This is a genomic window from Halorhodospira sp. M38 (assembly GCF_022227985.1).
GTDB classification, from domain to species: Bacteria; Pseudomonadota; Gammaproteobacteria; order Nitrococcales; family Halorhodospiraceae; genus Halorhodospira; species Halorhodospira halophila_A.
This window is the reverse complement of the sequence record NZ_JAJNQP010000001.1, coordinates 26,365-48,284: the sequence shown is the minus strand read 5'-3', so window position 1 is coordinate 48,284 and position 21,920 is coordinate 26,365. Positions and strand designations below refer to the sequence as shown.

At 68.8% G+C, this 21,920-nt stretch carries 19 protein-coding genes; 11 read left to right on the top strand and 8 right to left on the bottom strand.

Translation table 11 applies throughout. The features are described from left to right. Window positions 1–33: 33 nt before the first annotated feature. Window positions 34–798, top strand: coding sequence for an SDR family NAD(P)-dependent oxidoreductase (locus tag LRA98_RS00240; protein ID WP_238633948.1), 765 nt, complete (start codon window positions 34–36; stop codon window positions 796–798). 41 nt (window positions 799–839) lie between these two features. On the opposite strand, the gene LRA98_RS00235 is transcribed toward LRA98_RS00240, so the two are convergent. Beyond that, complete coding sequence (locus LRA98_RS00235; RefSeq protein WP_238633947.1) at window positions 840–1,499, bottom strand: cytochrome b/b6 domain-containing protein; 660 nt, start codon at window positions 1,497–1,499, stop codon at window positions 840–842. A gap of 210 nt (window positions 1,500–1,709) precedes the next feature. On the opposite strand from LRA98_RS00235, the gene LRA98_RS00230 reads away from it, so the two are divergent. After that, window positions 1,710–2,168: a c-type cytochrome gene (locus LRA98_RS00230; protein ID WP_238633946.1), complete on the top strand. Its 459-nt coding sequence runs from the start codon at window positions 1,710–1,712 to the stop codon at window positions 2,166–2,168. A 74-nt stretch (window positions 2,169–2,242) separates the two neighbouring features. Further along, window positions 2,243–3,925 (top strand): GGDEF domain-containing protein, encoded by a 1,683-nt coding sequence (locus tag LRA98_RS00225; protein ID WP_238633945.1) that lies wholly within the window; start codon window positions 2,243–2,245, stop codon window positions 3,923–3,925. A gap of 75 nt (window positions 3,926–4,000) precedes the next feature. Here the strand turns inward: LRA98_RS00225 and LRA98_RS00220 are convergent, their stop codons facing one another. Next, window positions 4,001–4,396 carry a DUF2141 domain-containing protein gene (locus LRA98_RS00220; RefSeq protein WP_201242374.1) on the bottom strand — a complete coding sequence of 132 codons (396 nt, stop codon included), beginning with the start codon at window positions 4,394–4,396 and terminating at the stop codon, window positions 4,001–4,003. Window positions 4,397–4,494: 98 nt separating this feature from the next. Then, window positions 4,495–5,460: an NAD-dependent epimerase/dehydratase family protein gene (locus LRA98_RS00215; protein WP_201170362.1), complete on the bottom strand. Its 966-nt coding sequence runs from the start codon at window positions 5,458–5,460 to the stop codon at window positions 4,495–4,497. Window positions 5,461–5,551: 91 nt separating this feature from the next. Between LRA98_RS00215 and LRA98_RS00210 the strand changes: the two genes are divergently transcribed. The 5 genes from LRA98_RS00210 to LRA98_RS00190 all read left to right on the top strand — a co-directional run bounded on the left by LRA98_RS00210 (window position 5,552) and on the right by LRA98_RS00190 (window position 10,144). Beyond that, window positions 5,552–5,872: a c-type cytochrome gene (locus LRA98_RS00210; protein ID WP_238633944.1), complete on the top strand. Its 321-nt coding sequence runs from the start codon at window positions 5,552–5,554 to the stop codon at window positions 5,870–5,872. 13 nt (window positions 5,873–5,885) lie between these two features. Continuing rightward, window positions 5,886–7,193 carry an NAD(P)/FAD-dependent oxidoreductase gene (locus LRA98_RS00205; protein WP_238633943.1) on the top strand — a complete coding sequence of 436 codons (1,308 nt, stop codon included), beginning with the start codon at window positions 5,886–5,888 and terminating at the stop codon, window positions 7,191–7,193. 85 nt (window positions 7,194–7,278) lie between these two features. Continuing rightward, on the top strand, window positions 7,279–9,366 hold the full coding sequence (locus tag LRA98_RS00200) for an AsmA family protein (RefSeq protein WP_238633942.1): 2,088 nt from the start codon (window positions 7,279–7,281) through the stop codon (window positions 9,364–9,366). A gap of 14 nt (window positions 9,367–9,380) precedes the next feature. Continuing rightward, the gene (gene pyp, locus LRA98_RS00195) at window positions 9,381–9,773 is read left to right on the top strand and encodes a photoactive yellow protein (RefSeq protein ID WP_201170371.1); all 393 of its coding nucleotides are present in this window, start codon (window positions 9,381–9,383) and stop codon (window positions 9,771–9,773) included. Between the two features lie 125 nt (window positions 9,774–9,898). After that, window positions 9,899–10,144, top strand: a complete 246-nt coding sequence (locus LRA98_RS00190; protein ID WP_201170372.1) for a hypothetical protein — start codon at window positions 9,899–9,901, stop codon at window positions 10,142–10,144. A 48-nt stretch (window positions 10,145–10,192) separates the two neighbouring features. Here LRA98_RS00190 and LRA98_RS00185 read toward each other — a convergent pair whose 3' ends face one another. Further along, window positions 10,193–10,678, bottom strand: coding sequence for a thioredoxin fold domain-containing protein (locus tag LRA98_RS00185; RefSeq protein WP_238633941.1), 486 nt, complete (start codon window positions 10,676–10,678; stop codon window positions 10,193–10,195). A 76-nt stretch (window positions 10,679–10,754) separates the two neighbouring features. Continuing rightward, window positions 10,755–11,138: a hypothetical protein gene (locus LRA98_RS00180; RefSeq protein WP_238633940.1), complete on the bottom strand. Its 384-nt coding sequence runs from the start codon at window positions 11,136–11,138 to the stop codon at window positions 10,755–10,757. A 177-nt stretch (window positions 11,139–11,315) separates the two neighbouring features. On the opposite strand from LRA98_RS00180, the gene LRA98_RS00175 reads away from it, so the two are divergent. Genes LRA98_RS00175 through LRA98_RS00165 form a run of 3 tightly spaced genes read left to right on the top strand, consistent with a single transcriptional unit; the run spans window position 11,316 to window position 16,869 of the window. Next, window positions 11,316–14,015, top strand: coding sequence for a PAS domain-containing protein (locus LRA98_RS00175; RefSeq protein ID WP_274519792.1), 2,700 nt, complete (start codon window positions 11,316–11,318; stop codon window positions 14,013–14,015). Beyond that, window positions 14,012–15,499 (top strand): sensor histidine kinase, encoded by a 1,488-nt coding sequence (locus LRA98_RS00170; protein ID WP_238633938.1) that lies wholly within the window; start codon window positions 14,012–14,014, stop codon window positions 15,497–15,499. The genes LRA98_RS00175 and LRA98_RS00170 overlap by 4 nt, the downstream gene beginning before the upstream one ends. After that, window positions 15,496–16,869, top strand: a complete 1,374-nt coding sequence (locus tag LRA98_RS00165; RefSeq protein ID WP_238633937.1) for a sigma 54-interacting transcriptional regulator — start codon at window positions 15,496–15,498, stop codon at window positions 16,867–16,869. The genes LRA98_RS00170 and LRA98_RS00165 overlap by 4 nt, the downstream gene beginning before the upstream one ends. On the opposite strand, the gene LRA98_RS00160 is transcribed toward LRA98_RS00165, so the two are convergent. From LRA98_RS00160 to cysG, 3 genes are read right to left on the bottom strand one after another with little or no spacing between them, the layout of a single operon-like run. Then, entirely contained in the window at window positions 16,866–18,047 is a 1,182-nt protein-coding gene (locus LRA98_RS00160; RefSeq protein ID WP_201241922.1) for an NAD(P)/FAD-dependent oxidoreductase, read from the bottom strand. The genes LRA98_RS00165 and LRA98_RS00160 overlap by 4 nt on opposite strands. 5 nt (window positions 18,048–18,052) lie before the next feature. Beyond that, on the bottom strand, window positions 18,053–20,446 hold the full coding sequence (locus tag LRA98_RS00155) for a helicase-related protein (protein ID WP_238633936.1): 2,394 nt from the start codon (window positions 20,444–20,446) through the stop codon (window positions 18,053–18,055). Between the two features lie 15 nt (window positions 20,447–20,461). After that, window positions 20,462–21,916 carry a siroheme synthase CysG gene (gene cysG, locus LRA98_RS00150; protein ID WP_238633935.1) on the bottom strand — a complete coding sequence of 485 codons (1,455 nt, stop codon included), beginning with the start codon at window positions 21,914–21,916 and terminating at the stop codon, window positions 20,462–20,464. Between the last annotated feature and the right edge of the window lie 4 nt (window positions 21,917–21,920).

The following is a 21,920-nucleotide window of genomic DNA, read 5'->3' as shown; positions in this document are numbered from 1 at the left end:
GGCGCCGCCGAATCTGAACGAGGGCAAAGAACCATGAAGGCAGTAGACGGCAAGGTCATCGTCATCACCGGGGCCGCTGGAGGCATCGGCGAGGCCACGGCACGCCACCTCCACGCCCAGGGGGCGCGCCTGTTGCTCACCGACCGGGAACTCGATGGTGTGCAGCGGCTGGCCGCGGAGTTGGGAGAAGGCACCGCCGCCATGGCGGTGGACGTCTCCAGCCAGGCCGACAACGAGGCCATGATCCGCGAGGCCGAGTCGCAGTTCGGGGCCATACACGGGGTCTTTCTCAACGCCGGCATCGAGGGTCGGGCCGGTCCGCTGGAAGCGGCGGACGACAGCGTCTGGGAGCAGGTGCTGGCGGTCAACGTGCACGGCGTCCGCTACGGCATCCAGGCCGCCCTGCCCGCTCTGCGCCGCGCCGGTGGCGGCAGCCTCCTGATCACCTCGAGTGTCGCTGGCGTGCGTGGCGTCGCCGGGCTGAGCCCCTACGTCAGCAGCAAGCACGCGGTCATGGGCCTGATGCGCACCGCCGCGGCTGAGCTCGGCGCCGAGGGGATCCGGGTCAACTGCGTGAACCCGGGCCCGGTGGACAACCGGATGATGCGCTCGATCGAGGATCAGGTCAGCCCCGGGCACGGCGACGAGGTCAAGCAGGGCTTCACGGCACGCATCCCGCTCGGGCGCTACGTCAACAACGACGAGGTCGCGTCCGTGGCGGCCTTCCTGCTCTCTGATGCGGCCTCGGGGATCACCGGCTCCAACTACATGGTCGACGGCGGGATGACCGCCCAGTGACCGGCCACGCGTGGGCCGCCCACCCGGGTGGCCCGCGTGTCTTACGGTGCCGTGGCCAGGAGCAGCCACACCACGCCCACCGCCACCGCGGCGGCGACGGCGGCACGGTAGAGCGGCGCAATCCAGGGCGGTGCGAAACCGTTGCGCTTGTAGCCGCTGATCATGGCCATGAGCAGCCGCTCACCACGCACCCAGCGGTAAACCGCGATGGCCACCACGTGGAGGGTGACCAGGATCAGCAGCAGGTCGAAGGTGCGGCTGTGCAGCCGGGTCATGGTCCGCTCCATGTCGGAGCCGACCCAGCCGGTCAACGGGCCACTGCGCAGGATGTCGTCGGTGGCGAACAGCCCGGACACCGCCTGGACCAGCACCAAGGCCAGAAGCACGACCACAGCCCAGCCGCCCAGCGGGTTGTGGCCACGACTCGGGGTGCGGTCGCGCCACCAGTCCCGGAGGTAACGGGCAATGGTCCGTGGACCGGCCAGAAAATCGCCGAATCGGGCCGTCTCGCTGCCGAACCACCCCCATAGAAGCCGGAACAGGACCAGGGTGATGACCGCATAGCCACTCCACTGATGCAGATCCCAGCCCGACAGCCCCTGCTCCGCGCTGTACCAGGACAGCCCCAGCGCCACCACCAGGGCCCAGTGGAAGAGCCGTGTGGGTAGATCCCAAACCAGAACCCGCTGTTCTCCGCTCATCATCCCCTTCCATGCGCGGGTGACTCGGGCGCGCACCGCTGATCCGGCGCGTCTTAAGGGGTGTCCAGACTAGCGTCTCACCGGCCACCTGTCAGGCCCCGCGGTGTTTGATCCAGCCCCATCCACCGACTACGCTTGGTCGGGTGCTGCCAAGCAACGGATCCATCGGGGCCCACTTCCCTGGACCCGACTAGCGCGAAAGGAGGTGCCATGATGCGCAGACTGCTCTCCACCACCCTGGCCATCACGACCGGATGCCTGCTGGCGACCGGCGCAGTGGCACAATCCGACGAGGATCAGATCGATTACCGGCAGGCCGTGTTCACCCTGGTCGGCGCCAACTTCGGCCCGATGGGCGACATGGCTCAGGGTGAGATCGACTATGACGCCGAGCAGTTCGCCCGCAATGCGGCCCGCGTTGCGGACCTTAGCCGCATGGCCAAGGAGGGTTTTGAGGGCGGCCCTCACGATGGTGACACCGATGCCAAGCCGGCTATCTGGGATGAGTGGGACCGCTTCTCCGAGGGCATGACCCATTTCGAGTCCGCGGCCCAGGAGCTTGCCGAGGCCACCGAAGGGGGGGATCGCGAGCTGGCGGATGTTCAGGATCGCTTCATGCAGGTCGCTGAATCCTGCCAGAGCTGCCACGACAACTACCGCGACAACTGATCCTCGGATGATCGATTAGGGGCGCCACTCCGGGCGCCCCAACCCTTCGCAACCAGGACGGAAACGCGCCAGGCATGGCTCTGATCCCTTCTCGATACCGGCCACGTCTGGGCGTCGGGGCCTTGCTGCTCCTCGGCATCGCCTCGCTGCTCGCCGCGCTGAGCACCATTCACATCATCGGCGGCTACATCCTGCTCGATCGCCAGCAGGCCCATGATCAGCGGGTCAATGCGGCGTTGGTCGAAGGCGTGCGGGCCGAACTGCGCGCCGGCTACGCCGATCTTGAGCGGTTTCTGGAGGCTGGCGAGGACCGCTACCGCCAGGCCCACGAACGGGCCCGCCAGATCATCGAGGCGAAGGGGATTGAGGAGGTCGACCTGGATGCCCTGGCGGCACGTCTGGGCCAGGCCCTGGGCGATCCGGTGCATCTTTATATCGTCGACCCGGAGCTGCGCATCACCCGGACGACCTTCGAACCTGACCAGGATCTGGATTTCACCATGGAGGGGATGGAGGACGCCCGCGGCATGCTCGAGAGCGCGCTGGCGCAAGAGCAGGTTCTCATTGGGCCGCCCACCCTGGAGCTGGTCAGCCGGGAGTTCCGCTTCTACACCTACGGCCCGCTCGGTGATGAGGGCTACGCGCTGGAGCTCGGGTTCAGCCCTGACTTCATCGATGAGGTCTTTCGGGGCATGGAGCGGCGCATGGAGCAGCGGACTCCGTATGAGGGTGAGCTCTTCTTCCTGGTCAACGGCCAGTGGCTGATCCCCCTGGGCCTGGATCCGGACCTGGGCGGGCTCGACAAGGCCGAGGCCTTCGTGCAGAGCCAGGTCCAGCTCGATGAACACACCCGCCACTCCCTGGAAGCGGTGGAGCGCCGTGGTGTCTACCGGCCGCAGAATGCGCCCGAGCCCGGCACTTACTACGCCTGGCTAAACCGCATCGATCTCGACGAGGACGGCCACCACCTGGACATCCTGGCCCGCCTGGAGTTGGAGCAATCCGCCTCCGAGGACGTGCGCCGCGTCTGGATCGCCGTGCTGGCGGGGACCGGCGGGTCCATCGTGCTTGCCACCGTGCTCTTTCATCAGATCGCACGCCGGCTGCTGGTCTTTCCGCTACGCCGGACGGCGCAGGCGGCAGCCGCCCGGCGCCCCATCCCGATCCATGGGCCGGTGGCGTGGCTGCGCGAACTGCGCCTGCTGGCCCGACAGATCAACCGCGGGCTGGCCCACAGCCACCGCGAACTCGCGGCCCTGAACCGGCAGGCCCACTCAGACCAGCTCACGGGTCTGCTCAACCGCAGCGGGCTGGATCAGCAGCTGGCCAACGAGATTGACTACCACCGCCAGAATGATCACCCCCTGTCGCTGCTGCTGATCGATCTCGATCACTTCAAGCAGGTCAATGACGAGCACGGCCACGCCATCGGCGATGCCGTCCTGCGCACCCTGGCCAGTCAGCTGCGCGCCGGGGTCCGCGAGGCCGATACGGTGGGCCGCTGGGGTGGCGAGGAGTTCGTGGTCCTGCTGCCGGCCACCGATCTGGCTGGGGCCCATCGAACGGCGGAGAAGCTGCGCAGGGCGCTGGCCGATCACCCGGTGTTCCGCCAGTACCAGCTGACGGCCAGCTTCGGGGTGAGCACGCTGGAGGCGGATGATGAGGGTGAAGACCTTTTCGAGCGCGCCGATTGCGCGCTTTATGCCGCGAAAACCCAGGGGCGCAATCGGGTCTGCATCCGCGCACCGGGCTCCTGACCCGACGGTGACGCGAGGCGGGAGCCCACGCCCCCGGGGCCGGTAAACGGCCCGGGCATACGCCGCCCGCCGGCGCTAACGCAGATCCAAGGTGATGCGGGTCCCGCCCTCTTCCACCGTAAACGCGGCATCCTCGAAATCGGGCGGTCCCATGCGGCCCATGGCGCCGCGGCTAAAACCGGCGGGTTCTCTCGGCACACCCAGGAAGTTGGTGGTCAGATCGCCACTGCCGTCCAGGTCCTGGAAGGCGGCCACGGCGTACTGACCGGGGGTCAGATCGGAGATCGTCAGCGTCACCGCGTCGCCCTCCACCGGACGGGTCTTGCGCGCGCGCGCCCGGTCCGCATCGGGGAAGGCCTCCGCGTCGTCGAAGAGTGCGACGTAGACACTGCCCTGGTCGGCCTTCGGCAACAGGATCTCCACCTCCAGCGTCACGGCCCGCGCCGCGACACCAACGGTCAGACCGAGCATGAGCGCCACCACCCGGACCCCGAGCCTCCCCGCCCCTGGACACAGCCCCGCTTTCCCCGAACGGGGCGTCAACTGCCGCACCCTCACGTTCGTCCTCCTTAGCCGATCGTGTCCGCCAGCGCGCCGCCGCCATCGCGGTACGGTGCCAGCAGGCGGTCGATTAGTTCCAGCAGCTGGCGCCTCTCGGCCAGCGGCTCGCGGGTACCCGGCACCAGGTACGGTGAGACGCTCCGACGATCGAAGTAGAACCCCCCGGATTCCGGTGCGCTCGAGGCCTCAGCCCCACTGGGCCCGCCGGCCCTTGCCGCCAGCCACACCAAGGTGTCCGCCCCCTGCTCGGGACTGCGCAACCGGCCGCGGGTCCAGCGCCAGAACCCCGGGATCGCCTCACGCACCCCGGCGGTATCCACCCAGCCAGGATGCATGGCGCAGCAGTCCACATCGCGGAACAGCGGCATGCGGGCCATCTGCGCATTGACGATCGTCTGTGCGCGCTTGACGTTGGCGTAGGTGGCGACCTTGTCGTAGCGTTCGTTTTCAAAGATATGGCGCAGGTGCAGGCGCTGCAGGTACATCCCCCCGGAACTCATCCAGATCACGCGGGCGCCCTCGCGCAGCCTGCCGGAGCTGGCCAGGTTGTGGACGAGCAGGTAGTGCCCGAAGAGCTGCGAGGCCATCTGCAGCTCAACGCCGTCGGCATTGCGCGTGAACTGCTCCGGCATCCCTCCGGCGTTGAGGGCCACAAAGTCAAGCGGCGGAAGGGTCTCCCCCGCGCGTGCCACGGCCGCCCAGTCCCCCGTATCCAGCGTGCGGTAATCCGGGTCCCCGGTCCCTGCCCCGCGCCCGCAACTCAGCACTCGATGGCCCATGCCGCGCAGGCGCTCAACGGCTGCAGCGCCGATGCCACGACTGCCGCCGGTAATCAGGCCGGTCAGTGCCTCCTGCGGGCCTTCCCGCAGGCGGTCCCGGAACCCGGGCCAGGTCCGCGCGTGGCGCTCGAAGCCGCTACGGTCGAATGAGAAGTAGATGGATGCATCGAGTAGCCACTCGTGGGGTTTTCTCATGGGCAGACCGTTCCGTGCGGCGAAGGGTGTGGCGTATACTCCGCAGCTTAATCGCGCCGCGCTCGACATCAAAGGGAGGAGACTTCGAGCGATGCCCGTCAGGAAACCACCCCTTCGCACCATCCTGATCGCCCTGTGCGGGGCCCTCCTTGTCACCCCCGTCCAGGCCGACGACGACCCGCTCACCCGCGGTGAGCTCATCGCCCAGAGCTGCTTTGCCTGCCACGGCCCCGATGGCCAGGGTGCCGACACCATGCCGCCGATCGCCGGCTGGGACAAGGATCTGATGGTGGAGTATCTGCTGGATTTCCAGGAAGGCAAACGCAACCCCACGGTGATGGACCGCCACGCGACCGGCTACACCGAGGAGGAGATCCGCGAGCTTGCCGCCTATCTGAGTGAACTCGAGTGAGGCCCGTCGCATCATGAGCCGATCCCATCTATCCCGACGCGATTTCCTGCGCCTGGGTGCCACCGGTGGCACCATAGCCGCACTGGGGCTGGCCGGCTTCCCCACCCTGAGCCTGGCCCGCAGCCAGCTCGATGCCCGCATCGCCGTGGTCGGGGGCGGTTCCGCCGGTGCCACCGTGGCCCGGTACCTCAAGGAGCACGCACCCAACCTGCGGATCACTCTGATCGAGCCCAACGAGACCTACTACACCTGCTACGCTGGCAACTGGTACCTCGGCGGTTTCCGGGATCTGGACACGCTGGGCCACGGCTACGACAACCTGCGTGAACGCCATGGCATCGAAGTGATCCATGACCGCGCTGAAGAGCTGGACCTGGCCGGCAGGCGCGTCATGACCCGCAACCATACCCCCATCCAGTACGACCGCTTGGTGGTCGCCCCAGGTATCGACTTCGACTGGGACCGGGTCGAGGGCCTCGACCGAGAAGGCACCGAGCAAATCCCACACGCCTGGCAGGGCGGCCGCCCGTTCCGGATCCTGCGCGAGCAGCTCGAGGCTATGGACGACGGTGGCACCGTCATCGTCTGCCCGCCTGAGTCGCCGTACCGTTGCCCGCCCGGGCCTTACGAGCGCATGGCGCTGATCGCCCACTACCTCAAGTCCCATAAACCGCGGGCGAAAGTGCTGGGACTCGATCCGAAGGACAGCTTCTCGAAGCAGACCCTGTTCAAGCAGGGCTGGGAGGAGCTCTACGGCGACATGATCGAGTGGGTTCCCGCGTCCGCCGGCGGCGCCCCCGAACGGCTCTCGGTGGCAGACCGCAGAGTCTTCACCGACGGGGGGGACCAGATGCACCAGGGTGATGTCATCAACTTTATCCCGCCTCAGCAGGCCGGCGCCATCGCCCATCGGGCCGGCCTGGTCGACGACACCGGCTGGTGCCCGGTGGATCAGGAGACCTTCCGGTCGAAGCGGCACGAAGACGTCTACATCATCGGGGATGCGGCGATCGCAGGCGACATGCCCAAGTCAGCCCACAGCGCCAACAACCAGGGTAAACTGGTGGCCGCAACCATCGTCGGCGAACTCACTGGCGAGCCAAGCCCGGGGTTCCCCACGGTCAACACCTGTTACAGCCTGGTCGCACCCGATTGGGCGTTCACCATCGCGGCGGTCTTCGAGCACCGCGATGGACGAATCCGCGAGGTGGAGGGCTCCGGGGGGCTCAGCCCAGAGGACGAGGGCAAGGAGTTTCGTCAGGTCGAGGCCATTTACGCACCCGGCTGGTACGAATCGATCACCCGGGATATGTTCGGGTAGGGCGCTTCTGCCCGGTTGGCGATCGGGGATACGGCCGCGCTAGAGTGGGTCGTATCACCGGATGCCGGAAAGGACCCGTTCAACCATGCTGCGCCTTCTCAAGTGGCTCCTGCTGGGCCTCCTCGCACTGATCCTGACCCTGGGCGTCGCCATTGCCGTAGCGGCGCTGGTTATCGACCCGAACGAATACCGCGATGACCTCGCCGCCCTCGCCGAGCGCGAGCTGGGCCGGGAGTTCGAGATCGAGGGCGAGATCGAGTGGTCGTTCTTCCCCTGGCTCGGTATCGAGGTCGGACGCATCACGATGGCCGACGCCGACGGCTACCACGACGAGCCGTTCGTTGAGTTCGACCGGCTCGCCGCCGCCATGAAGGTCTGGCCGCTGCTGCGCGGCGAACTGCACACGCGGGCCGTCGAGATCGAGCGTCCGGTTGTGCGGTTGATGCGTGACGAAGATGGCCAAGACAACTGGACGGACCTGGCAGAGCGATTCGCCGCGGCGGAGGCCGACGCCGGGCAGCAGCCCGCCGGCGCCGATGCCCCGGCGGATGCTGACGCGACCGACCCCCCTCCGGCCGACCTGGAGGCCCTGGCGGGGATGGTCATCGGCGGAGTTCGTCTCAACGAGGGGGCCGTCTACTGGGAGGACCGCAGCGATGACCGGCGGATCCGGCTGGATCCCGTCAACCTGGAGATCGACACCCTGCGCTTGGACGAACCCGTGGGGATCCGGGCCGACGCCCTGGTCGGTGACGAGGAATACCTCGAGTTCACCAGTGAGGCCCGGCTGCGCCAAGCCGATGCCGGCCCGGAGCTGACGGCCAGCTGGTCGCTGAGCCCCCTCGACCCCAAGGGCCTGCTCGAGGCGCTCGGCGAGGAGCCGCCGGAGACCGAGGATCCCGGGGTGCTGCGCAGCTTTAGCGGCTCCGGGGAGATCGACGCCACGGCAGAGCGCATCGATCTGACCGGGCTCGCCGTCGAGCTGGATGACAGCCGGGTCGAGGGCGAGGCGGCCATCGAGCCCGCGCATCCGACCATCGAGCTGGCGCTGCAGCTCAACCACATCGATCTTGACCGCTACCTGCCGCCCGAAACAGCTGAGGGCGAGCCAAGCGGCCATGGCAACGGCGGGAACACGGACAGCGACGACGGTCCGCAAGAGGGGCTGGGGGATCTGCGCGAAGTGGCCCTGGACTTCCCGCTGGAGCCACTGCGCCCGCTGGTCGTCGAGGGCCGCATCGGCATCGACGAACTCCATGCCGCCGACCTGACGGTCAGCGACTTCGAGGCCCGGCTCACCGGCAGCGAGGGCGAGTTGGGTGCCGAGTCCCTGCGCGCCCGCCTTTACGAAGGCGAGCTGGCCGGTCACGCCTGGCTGGATGCCCGCGGCGACGTACCCGCTTTCAACGTGGCCACCTCCCTCGAAGGCGTGGCCTTTGCGCCCCTACTGGAGGATCTGCTGGATCGTGACTGGCTCCACGGGCGCGGCCATTTCCTTTTCGAGGGCAGTGGCGGGGGCGCGCACCTGCACGGGCTGATCGAGGATTTCGAGGGGTCGGGCCGGATCGCCGCCGAGGACGGCAACCTGCTCGGGCTGAACATCCCCCACAAGATCCGCGAGGCGGCGGCCCAGCTGCGCCGTGAGGAACCGCCGGAGGCCCCCGGCCATGACGAGCGGACGGACTTCTCGGACCTGACCGCGAGCTTCACCCTGGAAGACGGCATCGCGCACAACGAGGACCTGCTGCTCGAGTCGCCCGTGCTCCAGGCCACCGGCGAAGGGTCGGCAAACATCCTTGCCGAGGAGATCGACTACCGCGTGCGGGCAACCCTGCCCGACGGCCTGAACGAGGAGGATGCCCCGCTGCTGCACCGCCTGGCCGGGGCCACAATCCCCCTGGAGATCACCGGTTTTCTGTTTGAGCCGGACATCCGGCTCGACCTCGCCGAAGCCTTGGGTGAGGAGCGCCTGGAGCGTCTCGGTGCCGCACGCGAAGAGATCGAGGAGCGGGTGGACGAGGAGCGCGAACGCCTGGAACGGGAGGCCGAGCAGGAGCAGGAGCGTCTCGAACAGGAGGCGCGGGAGCAGCGCGAACGCCTCGAGCAGGAGGCGGAAGAGCAGCGCGACGAGGCGGAACGCCGCCTCCGCGACGAGGTGGAGAGCTTCTTCTAAGGAGGGATCATCGGATGGGCACACTCCTGTTCGGTCGCGCAGACTTGGAGAACCGGCTGGCGGCCATGACGCCGGAGGAGATCGACGAGCTTCCCTTCGGCGTCATCCAGATCGACGACAACGGATGCATCCTCCTCTACAACGCCACCGAGGGGGCCATCACCGGTCGGGATCCGGCGGAGATGATCGGTCGCGATTTCTTCAACGAGGTCGCCCCATGCGGTCATACGGAGACCTTCTACGGTCGTTTCCGGGAGGGCGTCCGGAGCGGCGATCTCAACGAGATCTTCGACTACACCTTCGACTACCGGATGGCGCCGACGAAGGTCCGGGTGCACATGAAACGGGCCCTGAGCGGGGACAGCTACTGGATCTTCGTCAAGCGGATCAGTGCCCCGGCCGCCTGATGGAAGGGGCCCGTCGGCCGCCTGCACCCCCGGATCCCGCTGGCGTGGCGCGCAGCCGGGTGGCTCGGGGATAATGGGGACCCGCCCAAGCCCACCGGGCGCATGCCCAAGCCAGAGGGAGCCGCATGAGCGAAGACACCCCCAGACTCAACACCGACCTTGCCAGACAGGTTCAGGCCCTGGGCCTGGAGGCCGTCGACGCCCAGGACGACGAGCCAATGGCCACGGTGGAAGCCCTCATGCTCGGGACGCTTTCCTTCGCCCGCAACTACATGAGCGGTGCGGACCTGGCCGACTATCTCCGCTTCGTCGCCGAGCACGTCGAGCGGGCCGACGACGACCTGGAAGACGAACCGGGCGAAGAACCGTGATCGCACCGGCCCCCGGGCGGTAGGTAGCCCCGGGGCCGACCTCGCGACCTATTCGGCGGCCATGCGCTCGAGGGCATCGAGGGCCTGCTGCTCGCCCCCGACAAAGAACCGCACCTCGCCATCGGTGTCCCGGTAGAAGACCGTTGGTACGCTACGCACGCCCAGCTCTTGGGCCAGACGCATGTTGGCCTGGACGGCGTCGTAGCCGTCCACATCCTTCTCGTCCTCGATCATCGCCGCTGCATCTGCCTGCGCGCCCGAGCCGAGGAACCCGACCGGTACCCAGCGCCACTCCACGCTGGGCGTGGCATCGTTATCCACGGCGTTCTTCAGGTTGGTGCAGGCCGGGCAGTGCGGATCCTTGAAGGCGTAGACGCGGAAGTCGCTCTCGCCCTGCGCGATGTAGTGGCTATCGGCAAGGCGATCGAAGACGTCCGCCTGGGCGGACTCCCCCGGCGTGCCGTCAGAGCAGCCCACCATCAGAACCGCCCCGCCCACGAGTCCCAAAACCGCCTGACGCATTACTCGACTCATCGATCACTCCTTCATCCATCCACCTGCGTAATGAGCCACCCGGGCGCGCCGCTGCGGCGCGCCCGGGCACCCCGCCTCAGTGCTCCACCCCGGGCAGCACGGCGTTGAGCAGGTGCGCCGCGCGCTCGTGGCCGGCCTCGGCCGCCTGCTCCCAAAGCTCGGCGGTGCGTTCCATGTCCGGCTCCGTCGTATGCCCCTCCAGGTACATCCAGCCTAGCTGAACCTTGGCCTCGGCATCTCCGGCGTCAGCCAGATCCCGGAAGGCCTCGTAGGCACCTTCCAGCTTCCCCTGCTCGTGGAGTTCGAAGGCCTCGTTCAGGGCCTGATCCGCTTCGCTCAGCTCCTCGTCCTGGCCGGACGCCGCTCCCGGCTCCGTGGCCTGGGCACCGCCGACCCAGCCGGCGACCGCCAGCACGAGCACCACAGCGAGCCAGTACGGTCTGTTGCGTTGTGGCCGCATGGATCTCCTCCGAAACGTCATCTGGGTCGGCGCAGCGTAACGCAGGATCGCCCCGCTGTCGCACCGCGACGATGCGCTCGGCCACGGAAAGGTGCATTCGCTCTATCATTGACCGGTTAACGTCGATCGATAGCCATTGATCCTCGCAACCCGGCAAGGAGGCCCCGCGCGGCAAACATGGTGAACCTCCCCCCGCAGCACATTCTCCGAGCCCTCGGCGAGGGTGTAATGGGCGTCGACCGCCAGGGACGCTTCACCTTTCTCAACCCGGCCGCCCTGCGACTGCTCGGGTTCCGCGACGAAGCCAGCGTGATTGGCGAATCGGCCCATGCGCTGACCCACCACAGCCACCCCGATGGGCGCCCTTACCCGGAAGAGCATTGCCCCATCTACCGGGTCATCGAGACTGGCGAGGCCCTCGAGGCCTGGCAGGACCTGTTCTGGCGTAGCGACGGTACCGGCCTTCCCGTCCAGGTCTACGCCAGCCCGCTGGCAGCCGACGACGGCGAGATCACCGGTGCGGTGGTCTCCTTCCAGGATCGCAGCCACCAGCAGGCCCTGGAGCGGGAGCTGCGCGAGCAAAAACGGGCCCTCGAGCGCGAGCGGCAGCTGTTTATCGGCGGACCGACTGTCGTCTTCCAGTGGCGCATCACCGCTCAATGGCCGGTGGAGTACGTCTCGCCCAACGTTCAGCAGGTCCTCGGCCATTCACCCGAGGCCTTGCTCAGCGGCACCGTGCGCTATGGCGATCTGATCCACCCGGACGACTTCCAGCGCGTCGCCGAGGAGGTCGCCCACCACCGCGATCTCGGCTCGCGCCATTTCGAGCACCGCCCCTACCGCGTGCGCCACGCCGATGGCAGCTACCGCTGGGTTTACGACTCGACGGTGATCGACCGACGCCACAATGGGCCCGACTACCACTACGGCTACCTGGTGGATATCACCCACGAGAAGGAGATTGAGCGGGCCCTCGCCGAGAAAGAGCAGCGCTACCGAATGGCGCAGAGCGCCGCCCGCTTCGGCATCTGGGAGTGGGATATCAGCACCGACCGGGTGCACTGGGACGACGACGCCTGGAGTCTGCTCGGCTACCCGCCGGAGCAGCGCATGGACATGGATTACGCCACCCTCCGCGAGCACATCCACCCGGACGATCGCGAGGCTGCGGAGAACGCCATTTACCAGCATCTGATCGCCCGCGACGACGGCAGCTACTCGCTGGAGCTGCGCCTGCGCCGGGCCGACGGCGACTGGCACTGGATCCACGCCCGGGGCCAGGTCGTGGCGCGGGATGCCGAGGGATTCCCCCGGCAGGTACTGGGCATCCACACGGACATCAGTGAACTCAAGGCAGCCGAGCAGTCACCCCGTGATCAACGCTACCGACGGTTCCTGGAGGACTTCATCGGGATTGCCTACCAGAGGCGACTCGGTGAACCGGCCCCGGTCCTGCTGCGCGGCATGGTCGAGGAGATCACCGGCTACACCCAGGCCGAATTCATGGGCGGCCACTGCGACTGGACCTCCTTGATCCACCCCGAGGACCGCGAGCGGGTCCGGCAGCGGATCAGGGTGCTGATTGCCGAGGGCGGCACCTCGGACCTGAACTACCGCATCGTACACCGCGACGGCTCGGTGCGCTGGGTGCGCGATATCGGCCGTCTGGTGCGACTCAACAGCCAGGAAGATTGGGTCCTGCAGGGCGCGATCTACGACATCACCGAACAGAAGGAGGCGGAACGCGCCCGGGATACCTTCCTGGCTGCCGTCAGCCACGATCTGCGCACCCCCCTGAACACCATCGCCGGCTTCTGCGGGCTGCTGGCCGATACGCCACTCACCCCCCGGCAGGAGGAGTACCTCGGCTACTGCCGGAACGCGGCGGGGCAGCTGGAAGGGCTAATCGACACGCTGTTGGAGCTGTCCCGGCTGCACGCTGGCGGGCTGCGGCTTCAACCTCGGACGCTACGGCTGCGCCAATTCCTCCATGAGCAGCTAGCCCCCCTGGAGCATCAGGCCCGAAACCAAGGGCTCACCCTGCACTGGCACCCGGATGAGCGCCTCCCGGGGATCGTCCGCGGCGATCCGACCCGGCTGGCTCAGGTCCTGAATAACCTCGTGGGCAACGCCATCAAGTTCACCGAGCGCGGGTCGGTGGCGGTCTACGTGACTCCCGAAGGCGACGAGCGCATCAGTTTCCGCGTCAGCGATACCGGCCCCGGGATCCCGGAAGCCCTCCGGGCCTCCGTCTTCGAGCCATTCGCCCGCGGTGACCCAGCGCTGCACCGCGCCCCGGGGAGCGGGCTGGGGCTGGCTATCTGCAAGGAACTCGTTGCCCTGATGGGTGGTCGGATCGAGGTAACGAGCACCGAGGGATGCGGCACCACCTTCTCCTTCACCGTGTCGCTACCCACCTGCGAGGCAACGGATGCACCGACGGAGGCCGACACCGGCGTTCACGCGCCGCGGCGTCCGATCCCGGGCGACACACCACCGCAGGCCGTGGTGGCCGAAGACGAGCCAACCAGCGCCCTATTGCTCAGCAAGCTGTTGCAGCGCGCCGGCTGGAAGGTCACCACGGTCTCTGACGGCGAGGAGGCGATAGCCGCGTGGCAGCAGGCACAACCGGACCTGATGATCCTGGACATGCAGATGTCACACACCAACGGCGACCGGGCCGCAACGCGGATTCGGGAACTCGAACGGAGGCATCGGGTTCCGTATACGCCCATTGTGATACTCACCGCCCACGCCCTGGACGACGTCCGCGAGCGCGCCCTGCAAGCCGGGTGTGACCGCTACCTGACCAAGCCGGTGGCGACGGACGCCCTGCACGCCGTCCTGGACTGGGCCCGGGGTCAGAGTTCGGGATGAGGCTGCGCCCGGTCCGCCCCGCCCGGTTTCGCAACCCGTTCGGCCCTACCAAATCCCTGCTCCGGCTGCTTTTGACCGGCTTCGCGGTAGTGACGGCGCCGCTGATCCTGGCTCTGGCCATCGCCGCATGGTCCGTGGATCGGCTCGCCAGCGACAGTCAGATCGCCATCTATGAAGCCGTCGGCGTCACCGAGAACAGTGCTCACATGGCGCGTGTCGCCATGGATATCGAACGCGCTGCCCGCCGTTATGCCACCCACAACGACCCCGCCGCCCTTCAGGAGTATCGCCACTGGCGCCGCGAGCTGGCCGCAGCCGGCGCCCCGCCCGGTGCCTTCGGACCCGAGGAGGCCACCTGGCTTCACCAGGGGTTGCGGGTCGTAGAGTCCACCCTGGTGACCACGCTGCACCTGCTCGGGCCGGACCGGCCTGAGGCCACCGCCCAGGTGCCGGCACTGAGTCTGGCCCTGCACCGTTCGGTGGCCAGCATCTCCGCAGCCGGCTACCGACGGATCGACGAGGAGGTGGACCAGGTTCAGGCCTTCTCCGATCGGGCCCGCCAGATCTTCGTCTGGCATCTGCTTGCGGCGGTACCGATCACGCTGGCCTTCACCTTCTACTTTGCCGGACGCATCCACCGGCCTATCAAGGCCCTCGGTGACAACATCCGCCGGCTCGGGACGGCGGATTTCGAGCGCCCGGTGGCGGTCCGCGGCCCACAGGACCTGGAAAACCTGGGCCGCGAGCTGGATGACCTGCGCCGGCAACTGGCCGAGCTGCGCAACCAGCGCCAGCGGCTGCTGCGCCACTTCTCCCACGAGCTTAAGACGCCGCTGGCCGCCGTGCTCGAGGGGGCCGAACTCCTCCGCGATCCCACGTTCAACGGCGACCCGACACGACGCGAGGAGATCGCCGGGATCGTCCGCGAGAACGGCCACGAGCTGCGCCGCCAGATCGACAATCTTCTGCGCTTCGCGCGCCACGGCGAGGCCCTTGCCCGCCCGGCCCACTTCAACCGCCTGGACCTGGCCGCGCTGGTCCGCGAAGTCGTCGAGCGCCACGAGCTCACGGCCCGGCGCCGCGGCATCGAGATCCGGACCGACCTGGAACCCGCCGAGATCGAGGCCGATCGTGAACTCATGGCGACCGTGATCGATAACCTCCTCTCCAATGCCCTGCGCTATTCGCCGGAGAACCAGCCCATCGACCTGCTCCTGCGCGGCGACGACCAAGGGGTCACGCTCGAGGTACAGGATCGCGGACAAGGCATCCCCGAGCACGAGCAATCGCTGATCTTCGAGCCGTTCCGCCAGGGCGAGACCCGGGGCAGCGGCTCGGTCAAGGGCAGCGGGCTGGGGCTGTCCCTGGTCCGCGAATGCCTGAATGCCCACGACGGCACCATCCAGGCGCTGGCACGTCCCGACGGGCCCGGCGCGAACATGCGCGTCTGGCTGCCCAGAGATGCGAAGGAGGCAACGGTATGACGCAACGCCCTCGGATCCTCGTCGTCGACGACGACCCGAGCCTGTGCCGGCTGATGGAGATGCGCCTGGAGGCCTCCGGCTACGCCCCCACCACCTGCGAGAGCGGCGAGCGGGCCCTGGCCGAGCTCGAGCGCCAGCCTGCCGATGCGCTGATCACCGACCTGCGCATGGAGGGCATGGACGGGCTGGCACTGTTCGATGCGGTCCGCGAGCGCTGGCCGGCCCTGCCGGTGATCATCCTCACCGCCCACGGCTCCATCCAGGACGCCGTCGAGGCGACCCGGCGCGGCGTGCACGAATTCCTCACCAAACCCTTCGACCCGCCGGAGCTGCTCGAACAGCTCGACAAGGCCCTGTCGGCCCGCGGTGGCCAGACCTCCGACACCGCCCGCGAGGCGGGCCGGCGCCACGGGCTGGTGACCCGCAGCCCGCGCATGGAAGAGGTCCTCGAGCGCGCCCTGCTGGTGGCCGACTCCGATGCCAACGTCCTGATCCAGGGCGCCAGTGGATCGGGCAAGGAGCTGGTCGCCCGGGCCATCCACGCCCACAGCCCCCGCGCCGAGGGGCCGTTCGTGCCGGTCAACTGCGGGGCCATCCCGGAGACGCTGCTCGAGTCCGAGCTCTTCGGGCATGTGCGCGGCGCCTTTACCGGCGCCGACCGGGATCGTGCCGGGCTGTTCCGCGATGCCGACGGCGGCACCCTGTTCCTGGACGAGATCGGTGATATGCCCGCGCAGCTGCAGGTCAAACTCCTGCGAGCCCTCCAGGAGCAGGTCATTCGCCCGGTGGGCGGACGCGACCCGATCCCGATCAACGTGCGCGTGCTCTCCGCCACCCACCGGGACCTAGAGACCGCCCGGGCCGACGGCTCGTTCCGCGAGGACCTCTACTTCCGCCTGGCCGTCGTGACCCTGGCCCTGCCCCCGCTGACCGAGCGGCGCGAGGACATCCCGCTGCTCGCCCGCCACTTCCTGGCCGAGGCCACCCGCCGTCACGGGCGCACCGTCGAGGACCTCTCGCCGGAGGCCATCGAGGTGCTGGTCCAGGCCGACTGGCCAGGCAACGTGCGCCAGCTGCAGAACGTCATCGAGCAGTGCGTGGCCCTGAGCACCAGCGAGATCCTCCCCGAGCGCTTGGTCCGCCAGGCCCTCAACCAGGACCAGGAACCGGCCATCCCCACCTTGGCCGAGGCCCGCGAGGCGTTCGAGCGTGATTACCTGATCCGGCTGCTCAAGCTCACCGAGGGAAACGTCAGTCAGGCCGCGCGGATTGCCGGGCGCAACCGAACCGAGTTCTACCGACTGCTCAGCCGCCACCATTTGCAGGTCGCCGACTTCAAGGCACCGACCGACCCGGAGGGCGACGGCTAGACGGCCTGACCCGCGGCCACCCCGGAGGACCACGCCCACTGGAAGTTGTGGCCGCCCAGCTGCCCGGTCACATCGACGACCTCGCCGATGAAGTGAAGCCCGGGCACCTGACGGGCCGCCAGGGTGCGCGAAGAGAGCGCGTCGGTGTCGACGCCGCCGGCGGTCACCTCGGCCTTGGCGTAGCCGGCCGTACCGGCCGGGGTCAATCGCCAATCCTCAAGCCGCCGCGCCACCTCATCCAGGGCCTGATTGCTGTAGCCCTGCAACGGTCCCGACCAGCCCTCGAGTTCGCATAACGCCCGCGCCAAGCGTCGTGGCAGGTGGCGCTCCAGGCAACGATGCAGGGCCCGCCGGCCGCGTCCGCTGCGCACCCGGGCCAGCTCCTCGCGCAGGGCCGTATCCGGTAGCCAGTCCACGCTCAAGGGGGCCTCTGGCTGCCAGTAGCTGGAAACCTGCAGCGCGGCGGGTCCGCTCAACCCGTGGTGGGTGATGAGCAGGTCATCCCTGAACTCAGCCCCAGCACAGCGCATACGGACGGGCAGGCTGATCCCCGCCAGAGATCCGATCGGCCGGTGGAGGTAGTCCGGCAGGGTCAGCGGCACCAGCGCCGGGCGCGTCGGCTGCACCGGCAGGCCGAACTGCCGGGCGATGGCGTATCCCAGGCCGCTGGCGCCCATCCGGGGGATCGACAGGCCACCAGTGGCCACCACCAATGCCTCGGCGTGCACCGTACCGGTCGGGGTTGCCACGGCGAAGCCCGCCGCCGTCGAGCCGACGCTACGAACCCCCGTCGCCATGCGCAGCTCCACCCCCGCCCGCGCGCACTCATCGAGCAATAGGTCGAGGATCGGGCGGGCCGAGTCACGGCAAAACAGTCGCCCCGGCTCACGCTCCTCATAGGCAACGCGGTGGCGCTCCACCAACTCCAGGAAGGCGGCCGGCGGGTAGCGCCGCAGCGCCGAGATGCAGAAACGCGGGTTGGCCGACAAGAAGTGCTCCGGCCCGCTATCAAGGTGGGTGAAGTTGCAACGCCCGCCCCCCGACATGAGGATCTTGCGTCCCGGTTTGCGAGCGTGATCGAGCACCACCACCCGCCGGCCCCGCCCGGCGGCGGTGGCGGCACACATCAGCCCGGCGGCACCGGCACCGATCACGATCACATCGGTCTGTTCCGTCATCACTCCTACCGAATGTCGACGACCCGACTGGCCCGCTGGAAGCGGACCCGCCAGCCCGGCCAGGCCGGTAGTTCCCAGCGCTTCGGATCGGTGCGGCGGATGCCGCCGACCTTCTCAGCGACCACCTCCCGGCGCCGGACGTGGTAGTGGATACGCAATTCGAGATCGGGGAGTTGGAGCCGGCGCGGATAGCGCTCATCGAAGTCGGATCGCTGCCACTCCGGAATCCCCGGGAAACGCAGGTCCCCGGGCTCGAGCAGCGCGAGATCCTCACCCCGCTCCACGCCCAGGCGCTCGAGCTGCTCCAGCAGCCACGGCCGCGGCTCTGGAACAGCGCCCTCGGCATACCCCAGAGCGACGTACAGGGCCCACGCCTCCAGATCGTCACGAAGCCGACCACCGGCCGGCGCCAGCAGCGCGTCCTCCAGGATCAGGTCGGCCGCTGCCTCGCGCGCCGCGGCTCCCTCCGGCTCCACTTCCTCGCACCCGATGCAGCGCCCGGCAAAAAGCCACTCGCGGCGGGCAGTCAGTCGCTCCCCAGTCCATGCCGGCTCGCTGATCCCCTCGCTGCAGGCGCCACTGGCAATGACGCATGGCAGCGACAACGGCGCCAGCGCCGTGGCCACGCTGATGGTCTGCCGCGTGCCGCGACCGGGGACACTGTGCGCACTGAGGACCAGCGCCGCCTCGGCCTCCTCCGGGAACCAAGAGTACTCGCCGAGCACCACCTCGTCGCCGGCGCCATTGCCGAGCGCCTGCCGCCTTCGCTGCCGACGCACATAGAGCCAGGTCGGCATCGCCCGGGCGGCGGCGGTCAGGGCCCGCTCGACCCGTGCGCGGTCGACACCCGGTACGCCCACCTCCCTCGGCCTCGCCTCAGGCCGCGGCAGTATCGGTAGATCGAGCAATTCGCGCAGCTGACCTGCCAGCCGTCGCGCTTCCTCCCACGCCCGCGCATCGACCTGCACACCGGGGAGACGCTCACAGCGCAGCGCCGCCACGCGTAACCGGGCATCGCAGCGCTGCCCAAGCAACCCGGCCAGCTGCTCGCGTTCGTCGGGATCGCCGCGGACCTGCAGCCAGCGATCCCCCACCGCCAGCCCGGCAATCCAGTCGGCCATCAAGCCACCGGTCTCGGCGTCGGGCATGGCAAGCACGAGATGGGCCAGCTCCGGATCGACGGGCATGCGGAACAGCCGTTGCCCCCGCGGGGTGATGCCCCCAGAGGCGTCCAGAGCCCCCATCGCCTGGAGCAGCCCCTCAGCCTGCTCCAGGCTCTCGGCCCGGGGCGTGTCCACGAAGGGCAGATCGGGGATCCGATAACCGGCACAGGCTCCCGCAAGCACCAGTTCGGTGAGATCCTCGCGCAACACCTCCGGCGGAGCATGCTCGGGCAGCGGTGCGGCATGCCCCCACAGTCGATAGCAGGTGCCCGGCTGCAGACGGCCGGCGCGCCCCGCGCGCTGCGCCGCGCTCGCCCGCGAGATCGGTTGCAGCGAGAGAACCGTCCGACCGTTGCGGCGCAAGGTCCGCCGTTCCAGGCCGCTGTCCACCACCGCGGTAATCCCAGGTACGGTCAGCGAGGTCTCGGCGATATTGGTGGCCAGTACCACGCGACGCGTCGTTCCCGGCTCCAGCGCCCGGCGCTGCTCGGACAGCCGGACCCCGCCGTGGAGCCGGATCACCTCGGCCTCCACCCCGGAGAGCGCCCGGCGCGCCTCCTCGATCTCACCCTGACCGGGCAGGAAGGCGAGCACGTCCCCGGCCGTCTCGTCCAGCGCCCGCCGGATCGCCTCGGCCAGGCGCTTGCCGAGATCTCTGCGCTGCGGCATGGTCCGGGGCTGCTCGCCCAGGTGGCATTCATCCACCGGATACCCCCGGCCCGGCGTCTCCAGGTACGTGCCACCCAGCTCCTTGGCCAGTCGCTCCCCGTCCACGGTTGCGGAGGTGATCACCAGGTGCTGAGCGGCATCGGCGCGCAGCAACGCCAGGAGCAGGTCGGTGTCCCAGCGCCGCTCGTGGAACTCGTCGAGGATCACCGTCGTGAACTCGGCCAGCCGCCCCTCGGCCCGCCAGCGCAGGGCCACGCCGGGGGTAACGAACAGGATGCGCGTCCGCTGCGAGTAGCGGCGCTCCAGGCGGACGGCATAGCCCACGCGCTCTCCCGATTCCGTCGCCATTTGTGCGGCCACGAAATCGGCCAGGCTGGTCGCCGCCACGCGGCGGGGCTGGACGACCAGCACCGGACCGCCGGCCTCCGCCGCCCAGACCGGCAGCCGAGTGGACTTGCCGGAGCCGGTTGCGGCCGCCACCACGCAGTGGCCCTGCTCCAGCGCCCGGGTGAACGACGGACGCAGCGGGTCGATGGGCAGAGCCGGATCTTGCTCCTCCTCGCTCATGAGGTCCTCACCGGATTAGCCGTTCAGCCCGCCCGTCCAGCAGGGGTCGATGCTCGCCGCCGCATCGCGCTCCTCGGCCTCGCCGCGGTACCAGCCCAGGCGCGGATGCAGCTGCACCGTCGGCCCGACCACCACCAACGCTGGACTCTCTAGCCGCTCGGAGCGGACCCGCTGTGCCAGCGTCCGGAGATTGCCCAGAACCACCCGCTGCTGCGGTGTCGTCGCCTGGGCGACCACAGCGGCCGGATGCGCGGGCGGGAGCCCACATTCGCGTAGTTGTTCGCAAACCGCCTCGAGGTTGACCAGGCCCATGTAGATGATCAGCGTTTCGTCCTCGCGATAGGGCGCGTGGGCCCTCATCTGCGGGTGCCCGGCACGCCGGTGGCCGGTGAGCAGGCGGCAGGTCTGGGCGTAGTCCCGATGGGTCAGTGGGATGCCGGCGTAACTCGCCGCCCCCTGGGCAGCACTGATGCCCGGCACCACCTGAAAGGGGATGTCGTGCTCGATCAGGCCCTCGATCTCCTCACCGCCGCGGCCGAAGAGGAACGGATCACCGCCCTTGAGCCGGAGCACCCGCTTGCCGGAGCGGGCCAGATCGATCAGCCGTTCGTTGATCCGCTCCTGTGGCAGCGTATGCCGCCCCCGTCGTTTGCCCACCGGGATCCGCTCGGCCTCCTTGCGCACGAGATCCAGCAGGGCCGGCGCCGCCAGGCGGTCGTAGAGCACCACGTCCGCCCGCTGCATGAGCCGCAGCGCGCGGAAGGTCAGCAGATCGGGATCCCCGGGGCCAGCCCCGACCAGAAAGACCTCCCCACGCGGGGCCGGCCGCGCCCGCTCCTCCTCGAGCAGCCGCAACAGCTCGGCCTCCCCCTCGGCCTCGCGACCGGCAAGCACCGATTCCGCGGCGGCACCATCAAAGATCTGCTCCCAGAACCGCAACCGCCAGTCCTTGTCCGGCAAGGCCACACGCACCCGCTCGCGCATCCGGCCAGCCAGGCGCGCCAGCCGACCGTAGGCCGCCGGCAGCAGGGTCTCCAGCCGGCTGGCGATCTGTCGAGCCAGCACGGGGGCGGCGCCGCCGCTAGAGACCGCCAGTTGCAGGGGCGAACGATCGACCTGCACAGGTGTTATGTAGGTGCTCAATGAAGGGCGTCCGGCTACATTGACCGGGATCCCCCGGACGCGGCAGGCGTGATAGATGGTGCGGTCGGTGGCCTCGTCCCCGGTGGCCCCCACCACCAGTGCTGCGCCTTCTTCCATGCCCGGGGCGAACCCCTCGGCGCGGTGGTGGAGTTCGCCGGTAGCGTTCTCCAGCAGGCGCTCACACGGCGCACCCAGCTCCGGCGCGATCAGCTCCACGCGGGCGCCGGCCCGCAGCAGATCACCGGCGCGTCGGGCCGCGGCTTCGCCGCCGCCGACCACCAGGCAGCGACACCCGTCAAGCTTGAGGAAGATCGGATAGTGGTGCATAGAC